Source organism: Streptantibioticus silvisoli, from assembly GCF_027947535.2.
Lineage (GTDB): Bacteria > Actinomycetota > Actinomycetes > Streptomycetales > Streptomycetaceae > Streptantibioticus_C > Streptantibioticus_C silvisoli.
The window spans coordinates 205,985-223,900 of the sequence record NZ_JAAGKO020000004.1 but is presented as its reverse complement, the minus strand read 5'-3'; the positions used below and the strand labels follow the sequence as shown (position 1 = coordinate 223,900).

Here is a 17,916-nt window from a genome sequence, read left to right as displayed (position 1 = left end):
AGGAACCTTCGTGTCGGGTCCGGCGGCGCCGGTCAGGGACGGCGGAGCGCGTCGGCCGCGGACGTGCCGCCGGCCAGTTCGGTCTCCAGGAGCTGCTTGCCCAGCAGTTCCGGGTCGGGCAGCTCCATCGGGTACTCACCGTCGAAGCAGGCGCGGCACAGGTTCGGCTTGGCGATGGTGGTCGCCTCGACCATCGCGTCGATCGAGATGTACGACAGCGAGTCCGCGCCGAGCGACTTGCCGATCTCGTCGACCGTCATGCCGTTGGCGATCAGCTCGGCCCGGGTGGCGAAGTCGATGCCGAAGAAGCACGGCCACTTCACCGGCGGCGAGGAGATCCGCACGTGGACCTCCAGGGCGCCGGCCTCGCGCAGCATGCGCACCAGGGCGCGCTGGGTGTTGCCGCGCACGATGGAGTCGTCGACGACGACCAGCCGCTTGCCCCGGATGACTTCCTTGAGCGGGTTGAGCTTGAGCCGGATGCCGAGCTGGCGGATGGTCTGCGAGGGCTGGATGAAGGTGCGGCCCACGTAGGAGTTCTTCACCAGGCCCGAGCCGTACGGGATGCCGCTGGCCTCGGCGTAGCCGACCGCGGCCGGCGTGCCGGACTCCGGGGTCGGTATCACCAGGTCGGCGTCGACCGGCGCCTCCTTGGCCAGCCGGCGGCCCATCTCGACCCGCGAGAGGTAGACGTTGCGCCCGGCGATGTCGGTGTCGGGGCGGGCGAGGTAGACGTACTCGAAGACGCAGCCCTTGGGGGCCGGCTCGGCGAAGTGCGAGGAGCGCACGCCGTTCTCGTCGATGGCGATCAGCTCGCCGGGTTCCACCTCGCGCACGAAGCTGGCGCCGCAGATGTCCAGCGCCGCGCTCTCCGAGGCGACGACCCAGCCGCGTTCCAGCCGGCCCAGCACCAGCGGGCGGATGCCCTGCGGGTCACGGGCCGCGTACAGGGTCTGCTCGTCCATGTAGACCAGGCAGAAGGCGCCCTTGACCTGGGGCAGCACCCGGCGGGCGGCTTCCTCCAGGGGCAGCGGGGAGCCGTCCTCGTCGGTCTGGCCGGCCAGCAGGGCGGTCACCAGGTCGGTGTCGTTGGTCGCCGCGACCCGGGTCGCGCGGCCGTCCGTCTGCGGCAGGCGGGCGGCCATCTCGGCGAGTTCGGCGGTGTTGACCAGGTTGCCGTTGTGGCCGAGCGCGATCGAGCCGTGCGCGGTCGCACGGAACGTCGGCTGGGCGTTCTCCCACACCGAGGCTCCGGTGGTGGAGTAGCGGGCGTGGCCCACCGCGATATGGCCTCTGAGGGATCCGAGGGAAGTCTCGTCAAAGACCTGGGAGACAAGCCCCATGTCCTTGAAGACCAGGATCTGCGAGCCGTTGCTCACCGCGATCCCGGCAGACTCCTGACCCCGGTGTTGCAGCGCGTACAGTCCGAAATAGGTCAGCTTCGCGACCTCTTCTCCCGGAGCCCAGACACCGAAGACGCCGCAAGCGTCCTGGGGGCCCTTCTCACCGGGAAGGAGATCGTGGCTCAGTCGTCCGTCTCCACGTGGCACGTCTTGAGTCTATGGCAGGTCCCCCGCCGACCGGACCCGCGCGGCGGCCCGGCCGGCAGGTGAGGCGAGAATCACGGCCGCCGCGCACCGCAACGCGCCGGCGGGGTCACCGTCTGTCAGGCCCGGCCCCCGGCAACCCCGCCTCCGCCACGCACAGCGGCCGGCCCGGCACCGGCAGGTACCCGGTGAGGTCGGCCCGCTCGCCGCCGGCCGAGACCGCGGCGTCGGCCAGCGCGGCGGCCCATGCGACACGCCCGGTGGCCAGCCGCAGCCAGGTGACCGGGTCGGTCTCGACGACGTTGGGCGGGGTGCCGCGGGTGTGCCGGGGGCCGGGGAGGCACTGCACGGCGGCGAACGGCGGCACCCGGACCTCGACCGCGTTGCCGGGGGCCCGCTCGGCCAGCGCGTCGGCCAGCACCCGCACGGTGGACGCCAGCGCCTGCCGGTCCAGCGGCACGGCGGCACCGGTGGCGGCGGCCAGGTCGTCGGCGTGCACGGTGAGCTCGACGAGCCGGCCCACCACGAGGCCGGCGGCGGTCGTGCTCCCGGGCGGCACCCGCACCGTCGGGTCGGCGGGCGGGCCGGCCGGCGCCCGCTCCAGCGCGGCCACCGCCGACGCCAGCCGGGCGGCCGGGTCCGGGTCCGCCGCGCCCTGCTCCGGTCGGCCGGGCGGCGCCTCGTGCAGCGTCTCGACCTGCGACGCGACGTGGCCGGCCAGGTCCCGCACCGTCCAGCCCGGCAGCCGGGTCGGCAGCGCGAGGGCGGCCGGGTCCAGCCCGGCGACCGCGTCCCGCACCGCGGCGGCCTGCGCCAGCAGTGCGGCACGGGTCTTCACCGGGTCGTGGACGCGGGCTCTGCGGGTTCGCGGCGGCATGCGGTCGAGATTAATGCGCGGGTAGGACAGCGGCCGGTGAACCGTCGCGGATACGGCAGCGCGGGCCCGTGCACCGTGGCGGATACGACAGGCCGGCCCCGCCAACCGTCGCGGATACGACAACTGCCCCGCAGGACCCGTGCGCGGATACGACAGCGGCCCCGCGCACCACCAGGGGTTCGCGGGGCCGCCGGGAGCGCCGTGCGTCAGGCGATGATCGCCGGGAGCGTGGCCTCGTGGGCCGCGAGCAGCTCGGTCAGCGGCAGGGTGAACTCGCCCTGCACGTCCAGCGCGTCGCCGTCCACCACACCGATCCGGGTGGCGGGCAGTCCGCGGGCGCCGCACATGTCGGTGAACCGCAGTTCCTCGCTGCGCGGCACCGCGACGACCGCGCGGCCGGCCGACTCCGAGAACAGCAGGGTGAACGCGTCCACGCCGTCCGGCACCACGATCCGGGCGCCGTTGCCGCCGCGCAGGCAGGACTCGGCGAGCGCCTGGACCAGTCCGCCGTCGGACAGGTCGTGGGCGGCGTCGATCATGCCGTCGCGGGAGCCGGAGATGAGGATCTCGGCCAGCAGCTTCTCCCGCTCCAGGTCCACCGCCGGCGGCAGCCCGCCGAGGTGGTCGTGGGCGACCTGGGCCCAGGCGGAGCCGCCGAACTCGTCGCGCGTCTCGCCCAGCAGGTAGACCAGCTGGCCCTGCTCGGCGAAGGCGATCGGGGTGCGGCGGGTGACGTCGTCGATGACCCCGAGCACGGCGACCACCGGGGTCGGGTGGATCGCGGTGTCGCCGGTCTGGTTGTACAGCGAGACGTTGCCGCCGGTGACCGGGGTGCCCAGCGCCAGGCAGCCGTCGGCCAGGCCGCGGGTGGCCTCGGCGAACTGCCACATGACGGCCGGGTCCTCGGGCGAGCCGAAGTTGAGGCAGTCGGAGACCGCGAGCGGCCGGGCGCCGGTGGCGGCGACGTTGCGGAACGCCTCGGCCAGCGCCAGCTGCGCACCGGTGTACGGGTCGAGCTTGGCGAACCGGCCGTTGCCGTCGGTGGCCACCGCGACGCCGAGGTTGGTCTCCTCGTCGATGCGGATCATGCCGGAGTCCTCGGGCTGGGCCAGCACGGTGTTGCCCAGGACGTAGCGGTCGTACTGGCCGGTGATCCACGCCTTGGACGCCTGGTTGGGGCTGGAGACCAGCGCCAGGACGGCCGCGCGCAGCTCGTCGCCGCCGGCCGGGCGGGCCAGCTTCGACGGGTCGTCGGCCTGGAGGGCGTCCTGCCAGTCGGGGCGGGCGTAGGGCCGCTGGTAGACCGGGCCCTCGTGGGCGACGGTCCGCGGCGGCACGTCGACGATCTGCTCGCCGTGCCAGTAGATCTCCAGCCGCTCGCCGTCGGTCACCTCACCGATGACGGTGGCGATGACGTCCCACTTCTCGCAGATCTCCATGAACCGGTCGACGTGCCCCGGTTCGACGATCGCGCACATGCGCTCCTGCGACTCGCTCATCAGGATCTCCTCGGGGGAGAGCGAGGAGTCGCGCAGCGGGACGGTGTCGAGCTCGACGCGCATGCCGCCGGAGCCGGCCGAGGCCAGTTCGCTGGTGGCGCAGGACAGCCCGGCGCCGCCGAGGTCCTGGATGCCGACGACCAGCTTCTCGGCGAAGACCTCCAGGGTGCACTCGATGAGCAGCTTCTCCTGGAACGGGTCGCCGACCTGCACCGCGGGCCGCTTGGCCGGGCCGGTGCTGTCGAAGGTCTCCGAGGCCAGCACCGACACGCCGCCGATGCCGTCGCCGCCGGTGCGGGCGCCGTAGAGGATGACCTTGTTGCCGGTGCCGGAGGCCTTGGCGAGGTGGATGTCCTCGTGCCGCATGACCCCCACGCACAGCGCGTTGACCAGCGGGTTGCCCTGGTAGCAGGGGTCGAAGACGACCTCGCCGCCGATGTTGGGCAGGCCCAGGCAGTTGCCGTAGCCGCCGATGCCGGCCACCACGCCGGGCAGCACGCGCCGGGTGTCGGGGTGGTCGGCGGCGCCGAACCGCAGCGGGTCCATGACGGCGACCGGGCGGGCGCCCATCGCGAGGATGTCGCGGACGATGCCGCCGACGCCGGTCGCGGCGCCCTGGTACGGCTCGATGTACGAGGGGTGGTTGTGCGACTCGATCTTGAAGGTGACCGCGTAGCCCTGGCCGACATCGACCACGCCGGCGTTCTCGCCGATGCCGACGAGCATGGTGTCGGAGGCCGGGGCCTTCTCGCCGAACTGGCGCAGGTGGACCTTGCTGGACTTGTACGAGCAGTGCTCGGACCACATCACCGAGTACATGGCGAGTTCGGCGCCGGTCGGGCGGCGGCCGAGGATCTCCACCACGCGCTCGTACTCGTCGGGCTTCAGGCCGAGTTCGGCCCAGGGCAGCGGGGTGTCGGGCGTCTTGGCGGCGTGCTCAGTGGTGTCGAGAATCATCAGACGTTCACCAACTGCTTGAGGATCGACGTGAAGAAGCCGAGCCCTTCGGTGGTCGGGCCGGTGAGCGGCTCGACGGCGTGCTCGGGGTGCGGCATGAGGCCCACGACGTTGCCGGCGGCGTTGCTGACACCGGCGATGTCGCGGCGCGATCCGTTGGGGTTCAGCTCCAGGTACCGGGCCACCACCCGCCCCTCGGCCTCCAGCATGTCCAGGGTGCGCTCGTCGGCGATATAGCCGCCTTCACCGTTCTTCAGCGGAACAGTGATCTCCTGGCCCTTTTCGTACGATGACGTCCAGGCGGTGGAGTTGTTCTCGACCCGGAGCTTCTGGTCGCGGCAGATGAAGTGCAAATGGTCATTCCGGGTGAGCGCACCGGGCAGGAGATGCGATTCACACAGGATCTGGAATCCGTTGCAGATGCCCAGAACCGGAAGACCCTCCTTCGCGCCCTCGATGATCATCTCCATGATCGGGGAGAACCGCGAGATCGCGCCACAGCGCAGGTAGTCGCCGTAACTGAAACCGCCGGGCAGGACGACGCCGTCGACCTGCTGGAGATCCTTCTCACGGTGCCACAGCGCGACGGGTTCGGCGCCGGCCAGCCGCACCGCGCGCAGCGCGTCGCGGTCGTCGAGCGAACCGGGGAAGGTGACGACTCCGATGCGAGCGGTCACGAGGCGTCGCCGTTCTCGACGCGGACGGTGAAGTCCTCGATCACGGTGTTGGCCAGAAAACTCTCCGCGATCTTGTGAATACGGCCGAGGGCGTCGTCATCGACGGGCCCTTCGACCTCCAGCTCGAAGCGCTTGCCCTGCCGTACATCGGAGATCCCGTCGAAGCCCAGGCGGACGAGGGCGCGCGATACCGCCTGGCCCTGGGGGTCGAGGATTTCCGGCTTGAGCATGACGTCGACGACGACGCGTGCCACTGGCACTCCCGGGGGTGTGGTGCTAGGTGAAGTGTCCTCAGGGTACCCGGCCACAGAATCTACACGCATAGATATAGCTGTCACCCCGTCACGGTTATGCATCGACCGGGGTAACCTCTTGGGAATCGGAGCAGGAAAACCGTATGGTCCCGATTGCGGTCCGTCCGCCGTGGAAAATGCGGTCACTTCCGCACGCGATAATCCGCTCGCTTCATACGAAAACTCATTGACAACAACCGTCGGCTACGGCATATACCCGCACGGCACACCGGGTACCGGGGACGTTTCGAGCGTTCCCGGCGGATCGTGGCGGGACGAAAGGACAGAATCCATGGCGCAGCGCGTGGTGGTCACACTCTCCGACGACATCGACGGCGGCGAAGCCGCCGAGACGGTGGCGTTCGGCCTTGACGGCAAGGCCTACGAGATCGATCTGTCCAGCGACAACGCCGGCAAGCTGCGGGCCGCGCTCGGTCCCTATCTGGAGGCCGGCCGCCGCCGCAGCCGCTCCGGCAAGACCTTCCAGCGCACCGCGGTCGCGCCGGACCCGGCCGCGGTGCGCGCCTGGGCCCGGTCCAACGGCATGGAGGTGCCGCCGCGCGGCCGCATCCCCAAGAAGGTCTACGAGGCCTTCGAATCGGCGAGTTGAGCCTGACGGCCGGTCGAAGCGGCCGATTGGACAGCAGCCCCCGGTGATCCGCTAGAGTCTGGAACACGCCGAGGGGCAAGGCCGAAAGGCCGGGCCAACCGGACCGCGCGGGTGTAGCTCAGTAGTAGAGCGCCCCTTTTCCAAAGGGGAGGCGCAGTGTGCGATTCCTGTCACCCGCTCGACTGGCCGTTCTACCTGGTCCAACGGATCAGGTAGAGTAGCCAGCGCGCCGGACGGTGAAAGCCGTTCGGAGGCAATGCGGACGTGGCTCAGTTGGTAGAGCATCACCTTGCCAAGGTGAGGGTCGCGGGTTCGAATCCCGTCGTCCGCTCCAGGAATCGAAGGGCCCGGTCGGCTGACCGGGCCCTTCGTCGTGCCGTGGTACCGGTGGTCGCGCCCTGGTTGCCGGCGCGCGACACGGCCCGGCGGTGGCGGGTGCCGGACGGCCGGGGGGCCGTGGTTATGATGACGTGGTCACAGCGCACGCGGACGTGGCTCAGTTGGTAGAGCATCACCTTGCCAAGGTGAGGGTCGCGGGTTCGAATCCCGTCGTCCGCTCCAGAGATCGAAGGGCCCGGTCGGCAGACCGGGCCCTTCGTCGTTGTGCGGACGTCGTGGAGCCGGGGTGAAGCTTCGGTGCCGGGCCGCGCCGCCATTCCGCACCGATCCGGGCGAAGCCGGGGATCACGGCTCCCAGGGGCCGTTGACACCTCCGCAACCCGGACATAGCTTCCGCAGATGCTGACTACGGTGCGGGAGCAGGCGCGTGGCCTGACCAAGGACCAGCGCAACGCGTTCCTCGCGGCCTACCTGGGCTGGACGATGGACGCCTTCGACTATTTCCTCGTGGTGCTCGTCTACAGCGAGATCGCCGACGACTTCCACGTCTCGCTGACCGACATGGCGTTCCTGACCACGGTCACCCTGGTCATGCGGCCGGTGGGCGCGTTCGTCTTCGGCCTGTGGGCGGACAAACGCGGCCGCCGGACGCCGCTGATGGTGGACGTGATGTTCTACTCCGTCGTCGGTTTCGCGTGCGCGTTCGCGCCCAACTACACGATCCTGCTGCTGCTGCGGCTGCTGTACGGCGTCGGCATGGGCGGCGAGTGGGGTCTGGGCGCGGCGCTGGCGATGGAGAAGATCCCGGTGGCCAAGCGCGGTTTCTGGTCCGGGGTGCTGCAGAGCGGTTACTCCTTCGGCTACCTGATCGCCGCGCTCGCCTTCTTGTTCATCGAGCCGCACTTCGGCTGGCGCGGGATGTTCGCGTTCAGCCTGGTGCCGGCGCTGGTCGCGCTGTACGTGCGGACCAAGGTCGGCGAGTCCGAGGCGTGGGAACGCACCGTCCGGCTCAACGACACGCCGGTGCGGGAGATCTTCAAGGACCCCAAGGTGCTGCGCCGGTTCGGTTATCTGGTCCTGCTGATGACCGCGTTCAACCTGATGTCGCACGGCACCCAGGACGTCTATCCGACCTTCATCAAGAAGGGCCTGGGGATGACGCCGGACACCGCGATCGTCATCGCCATCGTCTACAACATCGGGGCGATGATCGGCGGCCCGCTGATGGGCGGTTATTCGGAACGCTTCGGACGGCGCCGGGTGATCGTCGTGGCGGCGGTGATCGGCCTGCCGATCGTGCCGCTGTTCGCCTATTCGACGTCGGCCGGCTGGCTGGCGCTGGGTTCGTTCCTGATGCAGATGTGCGTCCAGGGCGCCTGGGGCGTGATCCCGGCGCACCTGAACGAGCTGAGCCCGGACAAGATCCGCGGTTTCTACCCGGGGGTGACCTACCAGCTCGGCAACCTGATCGCCGCGCTGAACCTGCCGCTCCAGGAGTGGCTGGCCACCCGCTACAGCTATCCGACCGCGCTGATGGTGACGATCATCCCGACCCTGCTGCTGGTCGTGCTGCTGACGGCCGTCGGCAAGGAGGCCCGCGGCCAGCGGTTCGGCCGGGCGGACGACACGGCGACCGGGGCACCGGAGTCGGGCACCGCGCCGGAGCCGGCCATGTGATCGGCCGGGCACCGTCGCGACGAAGGACGCCACCGCCTGGCGGGGTGGCGTCCTTCGTCGTCGCGCCGGCGCGGGCGGGCCGTCCCCGGCGGCGGCGCGGGCGCGGTCCGGCCGGCCGCGGCCGTGCGGGGACCGCGGGAGGTCACTGCCAGGTCAGGCCGGTCAGGCGCTCGTAGGCCTCGATGTACTTGGCGCGGGTGGCGGTGACCACGTCGGCGGGCAGCGGGGGCGGCGGGACCTCGGCCGCGCGGTCCCAGCCGGAGGCGGCAGAGGTGAGCCAGTCGCGGACGTACTGCTTGTCGAAGCTGGGCTGGGCGCGGCCGGGCTGCCAGGTGTCGGCGGGCCAGAAGCGGGAGGAGTCGGGGGTGAGGACCTCGTCGCCCAGGACGAGTTCGTCGCCGTCGAAGCCGAACTCGAACTTGGTGTCGGCCAGGATGATGCCGCGCTCGCGGGCGATGTCGCGGGCCCGGGCGTAGACGGCGGTCGTCAGCTGCCGCAGGGTGGCCGCGGTCTCGGCGCCGACCTGGTGGGCGACCACCTCGAACGAGACGTTCTCGTCGTGCTCGCCGACCTCGGCCTTGGTGGCGGGGGTGAAGATCGGCGCCGGGAGCTGCGAGCCGTCGGCCAGGCCCTCGGGCAGCGCGAGCCCGCAGACCGTGCGGGTCGCCTCGTACTCGGTCAGGCCGGACCCGGTGAGGTAGCCGCGGGCGACGCACTCGACCGGGACCATGGTGAGGGCCTTGACGACCGTGGTGCGGCCCGCCCAGTCGGCGGGGGCGCCGGCCGGCAGGTCGGTGGAGACCACGTGGTTGGGGCACAGGTCGGTCAGCTGGTCGAACCACCACAGCGACAGCCGGGTCAGCACCCGGCCCTTGTCGGGGATGGCGGTGGGCAGCACCCAGTCGTACGCGGAGATCCGGTCGCTGGCGACCATCACCAGGTGGCCGTCGGCGTCCCGGTAGAGGTCACGGACCTTGCCGGTGTGCAGATGGGTCAGGCCCGGCACCTCGACGGGTTCGGGCTTTTCCACGAATCCGGACACGCTTCCTCCACGGTGGTTCCGACGAACAGCGTCGATTCTCGCGCACCTCACCGCGGCCCGGGCGCGGCGGGTCGGGTGCGGCCGGTGACGCGGTCCAGCAGGTTGGCGGTGGCGCGCTGGACGCGGCGGTCGACGTGGCCGGGCCGGTCCAGCGCCGGTGACCAGGCGAAGGTGCCGGAGGCGAAGACGTAGGCGCCGCTGGGCGCGCGGTACAGCGAGGTCTCCTGGTGGGTGAGGGCGCCGGTGCCGTCCTCGTACGGGGAGTGGGCGAGCAGCATGCGTTCGGTGTACTCCGGCAGCGCGGTGCGCGGGAAGTAGCGGTCGGCCTCGCCGGCGACCAGGCCGGGCAGCTCGTCGTTCTCCCCGGCGCCGGTGTCCTGCCACAGCCAGTGGCCGGCGTTGCGGACCACCATGGGGCACGGTTCCGGGACCCGGCCGGCGTACTGGACGCCGAGCAGGCCCTGTTCGGGCTCGCCCAGGTCGCGCCACAGGGCGCTGCGGCCGCGGGCGTCGGGGCGGCGCTTGCGGCACATCATGAGCCGGTCGGGGGCGCCGCTGGGCGAGGGGGCCAGCGAGACCTGCCAGTACATGGTGTTGGCGGACAGGAAGACCAGCGAGGTGCCGTGGGCGCGGGCGCGTTCGGCGGCGCGGCGCATGGCGACGGTCCAGTACTCGTCGTGGCCGGGGAAGACCAGGCCCCGGTAGCGGGTGGGGTCGACCCGGCCGGCGTGCAGGTCGCGGGCGCCGGCGTAGGCCAGGTCGTAGCCCTCGCGCTCGGCCCAGCGGATGAAGTCGTAGGCGTGGCCGACGTGCAGCGGCAGGCCGGCGCCGGCGTAGGGCCGGTCGAAGGAGACGGTGACGGCCGCGGACTCCTCGCCCAGCAGCCCGCCGTGCTCGTCCCAGGCGTGGTAGAGGCTGGCGCCGGTGCGGCCGTTCTCCGGGTAGAGGTTGTACGCCTGCCAGGTGACGTCGGGCAGCACGAGCAGCAGGTCGGCGGGCTCGGGCGAGCGCACGGTGAACGGCACGTGGCTGCGGTAGCCGTCGGCGGTGGTCAGCACGGCCACGTAGGCGCCGGGCCGCCACAGGGTGGGGATCTGGAGCCGCCAGGACTGCCACCAGTTGTGGCACGAGACGGTGCGCCCGGCCGTCAGCGGCGGGCACTGGACGATGCCGGACAGCCGGGGGCTGGTGGTGATCTGGCCGGCGCCGCCGTCGTAGGCGCCGATCCGGTAGACGTCGACCAGGAACTGCTGCGCGGGATTGACGGTGACGTGGAAGTCGACCGCGCCGCCGGGTTCGACCGAGGAGCAGGCGGTGTACCCCTTGATCTGAAGGCCCACGTCGTCGGCGTTGTGCGGTCCGGGCTCGCGTCTGCTGCGGGCGGTGCGCTGGGCGGGCAGCGTGCGGGTGCCGGTGCGGCCGCCGTCGATGGCGGCCAGGTCGACGTACCAGGGCAGCAGCTGTCCTGAGCCCTCCAGGTAGTGCTCGCGTTCGCGCAGCCAGGGCAGCGGCCCCTGGCCGAAGGGGTCGTTCACGCCGTGCGCGAGCGCACCCGAGTCCCAGCGCCGGATCTGATCCAGGCTCACCTGTCTCCCCCTCCTCGCGAACGGCCGAATGTCACGAAAACCACCGCGGACCACCAGCAGATCACACAAAGCAGCGCTTCCATCACCCATCGTGGCTAATTATCGGAACGGATTCCCGGCCAGATGCCTTATTACCGGCCAAGCGTGACGAAGTCGTGACGTTACTCACATACCGAACGGCCGGAAGGGCGGTGGTCGATGGGCGCGGCGGCCGGCCCGGCGCGGCCCGCGGTCGCCGGTGCGGACGGCAGTCCCCGGTGCGGCCCGTCGTCGCCGGTGCGGGCCCCCGTCCTCCGTGCGGCCCGTCGTCGCCGGTGCGGACCGCCGTCCCCCGGGCTGCCCCAACGGGCCGGGGCGGCGGTTCAGACCAGTCGGACCGGCTGCTCCAGGCGGACGCCGACGGCGGCCAGCCAGGCGCGCAGCGGCGCGGGGTCGCCGTGCTCGACCAGGCACTGCACGGGCTGGGCGAGGTCGCAGCGGCGGACGCCGCCGACCAGGAGCGCCGGGCCGTCGAGCCAGTCCAGGCCGGGCACCGCGCCCGCGGTGTCGACGGCGGCGCAGCAGACCATCGCGGTGACGTGGTCGGCCAGCAGGTCCCGGCCGCCGCGCGGGGGCAGCAACTGGTAGACGGGGGTGGGCGGTTCGGCCTCCGGGCCGACTCCGGCACCGTCGCCGGGGTCACCGGCGCCCGCGGTCGCGGCGGCGAGTTCCTCCTCGCGGCGCAGCTCGTCGCGCTGCTGGCAGGCGGTGAGCCGGGCGGCCAGCTCCTCGCTGCCGCCGCGCGCCAGCCGGTCCAGCACCCGGGCCAGCGTGACGGGCCCGGGGGCGGCCGGGTCGGCGGACGCCACGGCGGACGGCACCCCGGCGGGCGCGGCGGCGAGAGCGCCTCGGCCCGGGGGCGCCGCGGCGACGGCACCGGCGGGCGGCGAGGTGGCGGGGGCGGACCCGGCGGGCGGGTAGGCGGCGAGGGCACCGGTGGGCGGGGCGCCGGGTTCCGGTGCGGCGCCGGAGGGCTCGTCCAGCACCCGGTGCAGGCGGGCGGCGTCGGTGCGCCAGCCGCGGTCCACCACGTCCCGCGGGTACGCCTCCCAGCTCACCGGCGCCCAGGCGGGGCCGGGGCGGGCCGGGCCGCCGTGGAAGAGGCGGGCGGCCAGCAGCGAGGTGGCCTCGTCGACGGCGCCGGGCGACTCCAGCAGATCGCAGGCCGGGCGTTCCCCCAGCCGGGTCTCGAAGCCCTCCGCCAGCCGGTCGCGGCGGGACAGTTCGGTCAGCGCGCAGACCACGCCGACGTCCAGCCGGGACGGCCAGCGGCCCATCCGCCAGGCGGGCAGCGCGACCCGGGTCAGCAGCCGGTCCCAGCCGGCGTAGGCCAGGCCCACCTGCTCCTGGGCGACGATCCGCAGGCCGTAGTCGACGGTCTGGGCGTTCTCCGAGGCGGCGGCGGCCACCGCGCGTTCCATCTCGGCGATGTGCGTGCGGCAGCCGCGCAGCATCAGCCGGGCGAGCCGGCCGACCAGCGCCAGCGCCGGGCGCAGCGGCACGGTGAGGGCCGCCGGCGCGTCGAGGCCGCCGGGGGCGCAGACCGCGACGGCGGCGTCCAGGCCGCGGACGAAGCGGCGGGCGGCCGCTATGTCGGGGTCGGTGGCCGGGCCGGTGCCGGCCACCACCGGGGCGAGCAGGGCGCGCAGTTCGGCGACCCGCATCCACCAGATGAACGGTGAGCCGATGACCAGCACCGGCGCCGGTTCGCCGGCGGCGCGGCGGCGGGCGGCGGTGCGGGGCAGGCCGGTGCCGCCGGTGTGGCCGGGGTGGCTGCGGTCCTCCAGCCAGCTGTCGCAGTCCGGGGTGAGGGCTATCGCGGACGGCACCGGCACGTCGAGCCGGCCGGCCAGGTCGCGGACCAGGCGGTACAGCTCCGGCGCGGACTCCTCCGGCACCGGGACGGTCGGGCTGACCGCGGGTCTGGCCCGGGTGACGACCGCCGCGACCGCGGCGCCGGCCAGCAGCGCCAGGACGGCGACCAGCACCGCCGCCCAGCGCAGGACGTGCCAGACGGCGCCACCGGTGTGCCCGGTCGCGACGGCACCCAGCAGCACCACCGCGACCGCGGCGGGCGACAGGGCGAGCGCCAGCGCGGCGCTCCGGACGCGGAGCACCGCGAGGGCACGGACACGTGCTGCGTCTTTACCGGCCACCGAGCTGTTCACCCCCAAGCTGATACAGCTGAGACGACAGCGGACGCCGACGGCGTTGGCTCATGCCCCCACTGTGGCAAAGGCTCCCGACATCGCAATGCCGGGAGGGCCAGTTGCCTCAGTGCCCCGGACACATCCGTCCGGGGCACCGGAGTCCACTTGCCGGGCACCCTAGTTCGGGTCGCGGGCCGCGTCAGCCGGATAGCGGAAGGGCTCACCCGATTGAATGGCTTTGGCTACGGCTGGCGACCGGGCGAACACGCTGCGCAGTCGCTCCGGGGGCGGGCGGACACCGGGGTCGGGCCGCCGGTCACGGGGGTGGCGGGGGTTGCTCCGGTCAGCCGCGGGCGGCGTCCCGGGCGATGTCGGTGCGGTGGTGTGAGCCGTCCAGGGTGATCCGGCCGACGCCGGCGTAGGCGCGGTCGCGGGCGGTGGTGAGGTCCGGGCCGGTCGCGGTGACCGACAGCACCCGGCCGCCGGCGCTGACCACCCGGCCGTCGGCGTCGTGCGCGGTGCCGGCGTGGTGGACGTAGGTGTGCTCGTCGGCCGCGGCGTCCGGCAGGCCGCCGATCGGGTCGCCGGTGCGCGGGGTGCCGGGGTAGTTGTGCGAGGCGATGACCACGGTGACGGCCGAGCCGTCGCTCCAGCGCAGGCCGGGGTGGTCGGCGAGGCGGCCGGTGGCGGCGTGCAGCAGCAGGCCGCCGAGCGGGGTCCTGAGCCGGGCCAGCACGACCTGGGTCTCCGGGTCGCCGAACCGGGCGTTGAACTCGATGACCCGCACGCCGCGCGAGGTCAGCGCGAGCCCGGCGTACAGCAGGCCGCTGAAGGGGGTGCCGCGGCGGCGCAGTTCGTCGACGGTGGGCTGGAGCACGCTGTCCAGCACCTCCTCGACCAGCTTGGGGTCGCTCCACGGCAGCGGCGAGTAGGCGCCCATGCCGCCGGTGTTGGGCCCCTGGTCGGCGTCGAGGGCGCGCTTGAAGTCCTGGGCCGGCTGCAACGGCAGCACGGTGACGCCGTCGGTCACCGCGAACAGCGAGACCTCGGGGCCGTCGAGGAACTCCTCGATGACGACGCGCCCGCAGGCCACCGCGTGCTCGCGCGCCTCGCGCAGGTCGCCGGTGACCACGACGCCCTTGCCGGCCGCCAGTCCGTCGTCCTTGACGACGTAGGGCGGGCCGAACGCGTCGAGGGCGGCGTCGGCCTCCTCGGGCGTGACGCACACGTAGCTGCGCGCGGTGGGGACGCCGGCGGCCGCCATGACCTCCTTGGCGAACGCCTTGGAGCCCTCCAGTTCGGCGGCCTCCTTCGACGGGCCGAAGCAGGGGATGCCGACCGAGCGGACCGCGTCGGCGACCCCGGCGACCAGCGGCGCCTCCGGGCCGACCACGACCAGGTCGGCGTCCAGCCGGGTGGCGAGCGCGGCGACCGCGGTGCCGTCGAGAGCGTCGACCGGGTGCGACTGGGCCACCTGGGCCGTGCCGGCGTTGCCGGGGGCGCAGTGCAGCGACGTCACACCGGGGTCGAGGGACAGAGCGCGGCACAGGGCGTGTTCGCGGGCGCCACCGCCGATTACGAGGACCTTCACGCGGGCCAGGGTAGTCGGCCCCGGGGACCGCTCCGCCGACGGCGTCCGATGGGTGGGACGGCGCGGGTGGCGGACGGGACGCGGAGGGTGGGACGGCGCGGCCGGCGGGCGGGACGCGGAGGGGGGGACGGCGCGGGTGGCGGGCGGGACGCGGACGGGGGACGGCACGGGTGGCGGGCGGGACGCGATCGGGGCCGGCGCAGGGGGCGCGGGGTGGTCCGCGGCACCGGGCCGGGCGGGGTGGGTGCGCTCCGGAGGGGCGGTGCGCCGGGGCCCCGCGCCGGTGCTCACTCTTTCGGGTGAGGCCGGACGGGGCCGGGCACCGGCGAGGACGGCCCCTTCGGGGGGTTCACGGTGCAAGAGGCTCATCCGGTCCACCGGATGGCGGTATGAAGGGAACTTCGGGGCCACGCGGCCTGATCGTCGGCCGCGTTGATCGGTCCCGGCGGACGGGTGAGGGAGTTCACGGGTGAGCCAACCGGACAAGCACCCCGAAGGAGGCCCTCAGGAGGGCGTCCCCGGCGGCCCGGGCGGCGTTGGCGGCACCCCGGCGGGCCACGGCGTCCCCGGCCAGCCGTACGGCGTGGGCAACGCGTGGCCGCTGGGCCGGGGACCGGGCGGGCCGGTGGCGTTCGGCGGCCCGGTGCCGGGGCGGTGGGACGGCGGCTGGCCCGGCGGGCGGTCCGGGGGCTGGCCGGGCGGCGGCTACCGGCGCGGCCGGCTGCGGGACCGGGCCGGCGACCTGGCCGGCGCGCCCTTCCCGCAGGGCGACTGGGGTGATCCGGCGGCCCGGCTGGCGGAGTTGTACCGCTGGGCCGAGCAGGACGCGTCGCGCACCGCCGAGTGGTATCTGGCGGACCGGCTGTGGAAGCGGCGGCTGGCGCGGCTGGCCCGGGCGGTGACGCTGGCCGGGGTGGCCGTCGCGGTGGCGCTGCCGCTGCTGGCGCTGGCCGCCGGGTCGTCGGGCGACGCGGGCCGGTCGGCAGCGGTGTGGGGGGACCTCGGGCTGCTGGCGGCGGCGCTCGGCGCCGGGTTCGACCGGTGGTTCGGGCTGTCGTCGGGGTGGATGCGGGACGTGGCCACCGCGCAGGCGGTCCGGCGGCGGCTGGAGGCGCTGCGGTTCGACTGGGCGTCGGAGAGCGTGCGCGAGGTGCTGGGCCCGGCGGACGGCACCGCCAGCGAGGCGGCGGAGCGCTGCCTGACGGTGCTGCGCCGGTTCTGCGAGGACGTCACCGAGCTGGTCCGGGGCGAGACGGCCGAGTGGATGGTGGAGTTCCACGCCGGCGGCGGCCCGCTGCGCACCCAGTCGGCCGGCGGCTGGCACCGCCGCGACGACGGGCGCCCGGCGGCCCGTTTCCCGCTGCCGCCCGCCACCGGCCGCCCCAGCATGCCGCGCCAGCGCCCGCCGGAGAGCCCGGGCCGCTAGCCGATCGCGCCGCCCGGCCGGTCGGGCGGCAGCGGTCAGCCGGTCAGGCGGGCAGTCGGCGAGCGGCAGTTGGCGAGCGGCAGTTGGCGAGCGGCGAGCGGCGCGGTCTAGCTGAAGATGATCATGGAGCTCTGCGCGAGGCTGCGGGTGACCGCCGCGTGCAGGCCGAGCCAGACGTGGCGTTCGCGGGTGAAGGGGCTGCCGTCGGACGGCACCGGGCGGGCGGGTTCCTCCAGTTCGGTGGGGCGCTCCGGCGGGGCCGGGGCGGCCGGCGGGTTGGCCGGGTCGATGCCGATCGCCGGGGCGACCGCGAGCAGTTCGCGCAGCAGCCCGTGGCTCGACCCGAGCGGGCCGCCGCCGGCCAGCAGTTCGTCGTTGGCGACCGGCGCGGCGAAGTCCAGCGGGAGGTAGGCGCCGGCGTTGTCGTAGTGCCACACCAGGTGGGACTGCTCGGCGGCGGACTGGAACATCTCCAGCAACTGCTGGTAGTCCGAGCCGAGTTCACCGGTCGGTGTCACTTCCAGGCCGCACACGCCCAGCAGGTGGACGCGGCGCAGCAGGTGCAGGTCCGCGTAGTCGAAGCCGGCCACCGGCGCGACGTCGCCGGAGACGCCCGGCATGTAGCGGTAGACCGGCACCGAGGGCAGGCCGACCTCGTTCAGGGCCTTGTCGAACGAGGCGATCTCGTCGGCGAACGGGTTGTCGGGACTGTGGCACAGCACGTCCACCAGGGGGACCAGCCACAGGTCACAGGCCACGGGCTCTCCACGTCATCGAGGGTTGCTGGCGGGAACTGCCCAGCGTAGCCGCCGAGCACCGTCCCGTCAGGACCACCGGCCGACCGCCGTGCGACGGGCCGTCAGCGGCCGGCCGCCAGCTCCCGCATGGCGTCCAGGGTGTGGCCGTTGTACTCGGCGACGATGCGCCGGGCGGTGCCGGCGTCACCGTCGCCGACGGCCTGCGCCAGCGGTACGTGCCCGGTCCAGAAGACGCCGGCGAGGGTGGGGACCCGGCGCAGGTGGGGAACCGCGTAGACCCAGGACTGCACGCGCAGCCGGTCGAGGAAGTCGGTGAGGTGGGCGTTGCCGGCCAGCAGCGCGAGTTCCCGCCAGAAGCGCAGGTCGCAGCCGATCAGCACGTCGATGGTGCCGGCCCGGGCGGCGGCGGCCGCGGCCTCGGCCCGGCGGTGGACCGAGGCGAGGCGTTCCGGGGCGAAGACCGGGCCGAGGTCGGCCATCCGGCGCAGCAGGCCGTCGGTGACCAGGGTGCGGGCCTCGACGATGCCGCGGTAGTCCTCGTCGGAGAAGGCGCGCACCTGGAAGCCGCGGTGGTGTTCGACGTCGAGCAGGCCCTGCGCGGCCAGGTCCACCAGCGCCTCGCGGACCGGGGTGGCCGACACGCCGTACAGCTCGGCGATCTGCTTCACCGTGAAGTGCCGTCCGGCGGCGAGCCGGCCGGTCAGCACCTCGTCGCGCAGCGCGTCGGCGATCTGCTGTCGCAGGCTGCTGCGCCGTACCGGCGTCACGCCGGACATTCCGCCTCCTCGACCGGCCCGCGGCGGATCTCGCCGGGCGGCAGGTTCCGGACAACATACCGAGGAACGGGC

At 73.6% G+C, this 17,916-nt stretch carries 14 protein-coding genes and 3 tRNA genes; 6 read left to right on the top strand and 11 right to left on the bottom strand.

Features of this window, described 5'->3' with window-relative positions; all coding sequences use genetic code 11:
* Window positions 1-32: 32 nt before the first annotated feature.
* The 5 genes from purF to purS form a co-directional block, all read right to left on the bottom strand.
* Window positions 33-1,550 (bottom strand): amidophosphoribosyltransferase, encoded by a 1,518-nt coding sequence (gene purF / locus POF43_RS05010; protein ID WP_271313870.1) that lies wholly within the window; start codon window positions 1,548-1,550, stop codon window positions 33-35.
* A gap of 106 nt (window positions 1,551-1,656) precedes the next feature.
* Window positions 1,657-2,424, bottom strand: a complete 768-nt coding sequence (locus POF43_RS05005) for a maleylpyruvate isomerase family mycothiol-dependent enzyme (RefSeq protein WP_271322925.1) — start codon at window positions 2,422-2,424, stop codon at window positions 1,657-1,659.
* 206 nt (window positions 2,425-2,630) lie between these two features.
* Window positions 2,631-4,880 (bottom strand): phosphoribosylformylglycinamidine synthase subunit PurL, encoded by a 2,250-nt coding sequence (purL, locus tag POF43_RS05000; RefSeq protein ID WP_271322924.1) that lies wholly within the window; start codon window positions 4,878-4,880, stop codon window positions 2,631-2,633.
* Window positions 4,880-5,557, bottom strand: a complete 678-nt coding sequence (gene purQ, locus POF43_RS04995; protein ID WP_271313873.1) for a phosphoribosylformylglycinamidine synthase subunit PurQ — start codon at window positions 5,555-5,557, stop codon at window positions 4,880-4,882. The genes purL and purQ overlap by 1 nt, the downstream gene beginning before the upstream one ends.
* Window positions 5,554-5,817, bottom strand: coding sequence for a phosphoribosylformylglycinamidine synthase subunit PurS (purS, locus tag POF43_RS04990; protein WP_271313874.1), 264 nt, complete (start codon window positions 5,815-5,817; stop codon window positions 5,554-5,556). The genes purQ and purS overlap by 4 nt, the downstream gene beginning before the upstream one ends.
* A 325-nt stretch (window positions 5,818-6,142) precedes the next feature.
* Here purS and POF43_RS04985 point away from each other — a divergent pair, with 325 nt between their 5' ends.
* The 5 genes from POF43_RS04985 (at window position 6,143) to POF43_RS04965 (ending at window position 8,476) form a co-directional block, all read left to right on the top strand.
* Window positions 6,143-6,460, top strand: coding sequence for a histone-like nucleoid-structuring protein Lsr2 (locus tag POF43_RS04985; RefSeq protein WP_271313875.1), 318 nt, complete (start codon window positions 6,143-6,145; stop codon window positions 6,458-6,460).
* Between the two features lie 107 nt (window positions 6,461-6,567).
* A tRNA-Gly gene (locus POF43_RS04980) sits at window positions 6,568-6,639 on the top strand.
* Between the two features lie 79 nt (window positions 6,640-6,718).
* A tRNA-Gly gene (locus tag POF43_RS04975) sits at window positions 6,719-6,794 on the top strand.
* A 151-nt stretch (window positions 6,795-6,945) separates the two neighbouring features.
* A tRNA-Gly gene (locus POF43_RS04970) sits at window positions 6,946-7,021 on the top strand.
* A 177-nt stretch (window positions 7,022-7,198) separates the two neighbouring features.
* On the top strand, window positions 7,199-8,476 hold the full coding sequence (locus POF43_RS04965) for an MFS transporter (RefSeq protein ID WP_271322923.1): 1,278 nt from the start codon (window positions 7,199-7,201) through the stop codon (window positions 8,474-8,476).
* Window positions 8,477-8,618: 142 nt separating this feature from the next.
* Here the strand turns inward: POF43_RS04965 and POF43_RS04960 are convergent, their stop codons facing one another.
* From POF43_RS04960 to purD, 4 genes are all read right to left on the bottom strand, one after another.
* Window positions 8,619-9,518 (bottom strand): phosphoribosylaminoimidazolesuccinocarboxamide synthase, encoded by a 900-nt coding sequence (locus POF43_RS04960; RefSeq protein WP_271313877.1) that lies wholly within the window; start codon window positions 9,516-9,518, stop codon window positions 8,619-8,621.
* A gap of 47 nt (window positions 9,519-9,565) precedes the next feature.
* Window positions 9,566-11,104 (bottom strand): N,N-dimethylformamidase beta subunit family domain-containing protein, encoded by a 1,539-nt coding sequence (locus POF43_RS04955; RefSeq protein ID WP_271313878.1) that lies wholly within the window; start codon window positions 11,102-11,104, stop codon window positions 9,566-9,568.
* A gap of 362 nt (window positions 11,105-11,466) precedes the next feature.
* Window positions 11,467-13,260 carry a hypothetical protein gene (locus POF43_RS04950; protein ID WP_282704425.1) on the bottom strand — a complete coding sequence of 598 codons (1,794 nt, stop codon included), beginning with the start codon at window positions 13,258-13,260 and terminating at the stop codon, window positions 11,467-11,469.
* Window positions 13,261-13,636: 376 nt separating this feature from the next.
* Window positions 13,637-14,884, bottom strand: a complete 1,248-nt coding sequence (gene purD / locus POF43_RS04945; RefSeq protein ID WP_271318703.1) for a phosphoribosylamine--glycine ligase — start codon at window positions 14,882-14,884, stop codon at window positions 13,637-13,639.
* Between the two features lie 469 nt (window positions 14,885-15,353).
* On the opposite strand from purD, the gene POF43_RS04940 reads away from it, so the two are divergent.
* Window positions 15,354-16,310 (top strand): SLATT domain-containing protein, encoded by a 957-nt coding sequence (locus POF43_RS04940; RefSeq protein ID WP_372515837.1) that lies wholly within the window; start codon window positions 15,354-15,356, stop codon window positions 16,308-16,310.
* A gap of 107 nt (window positions 16,311-16,417) precedes the next feature.
* Here POF43_RS04940 and POF43_RS04935 read toward each other — a convergent pair whose 3' ends face one another.
* Window positions 16,418-17,068, bottom strand: a complete 651-nt coding sequence (locus POF43_RS04935; RefSeq protein WP_271324836.1) for a putative DNA-mimic protein — start codon at window positions 17,066-17,068, stop codon at window positions 16,418-16,420.
* 101 nt (window positions 17,069-17,169) lie between these two features.
* Window positions 17,170-17,844: a GntR family transcriptional regulator gene (locus tag POF43_RS04930; protein ID WP_271316229.1), complete on the bottom strand. Its 675-nt coding sequence runs from the start codon at window positions 17,842-17,844 to the stop codon at window positions 17,170-17,172.
* Window positions 17,845-17,916: the final 72 nt, after the last annotated feature.

Excerpts from the sequence above, each read along its gene's own strand:
- POF43_RS05005 (WP_271322925.1), bottom strand. The coding sequence starts at position 2,424 with ATGCCGCCGCGAACCCGCAGAGCCCGCGTCCACGACCCGGTGAAGACC.
- purL (WP_271322924.1), bottom strand. The coding sequence starts at position 4,880 with ATGATTCTCGACACCACTGAGCACGCCGCCAAGACGCCCGACACCCCG.
- POF43_RS04985 (WP_271313875.1), top strand. The coding sequence starts at position 6,143 with ATGGCGCAGCGCGTGGTGGTCACACTCTCCGACGACATCGACGGCGGC.
- POF43_RS04965 (WP_271322923.1), top strand. The coding sequence starts at position 7,199 with ATGCTGACTACGGTGCGGGAGCAGGCGCGTGGCCTGACCAAGGACCAG.
- POF43_RS04930 (WP_271316229.1), bottom strand. The coding sequence starts at position 17,844 with ATGTCCGGCGTGACGCCGGTACGGCGCAGCAGCCTGCGACAGCAGATC.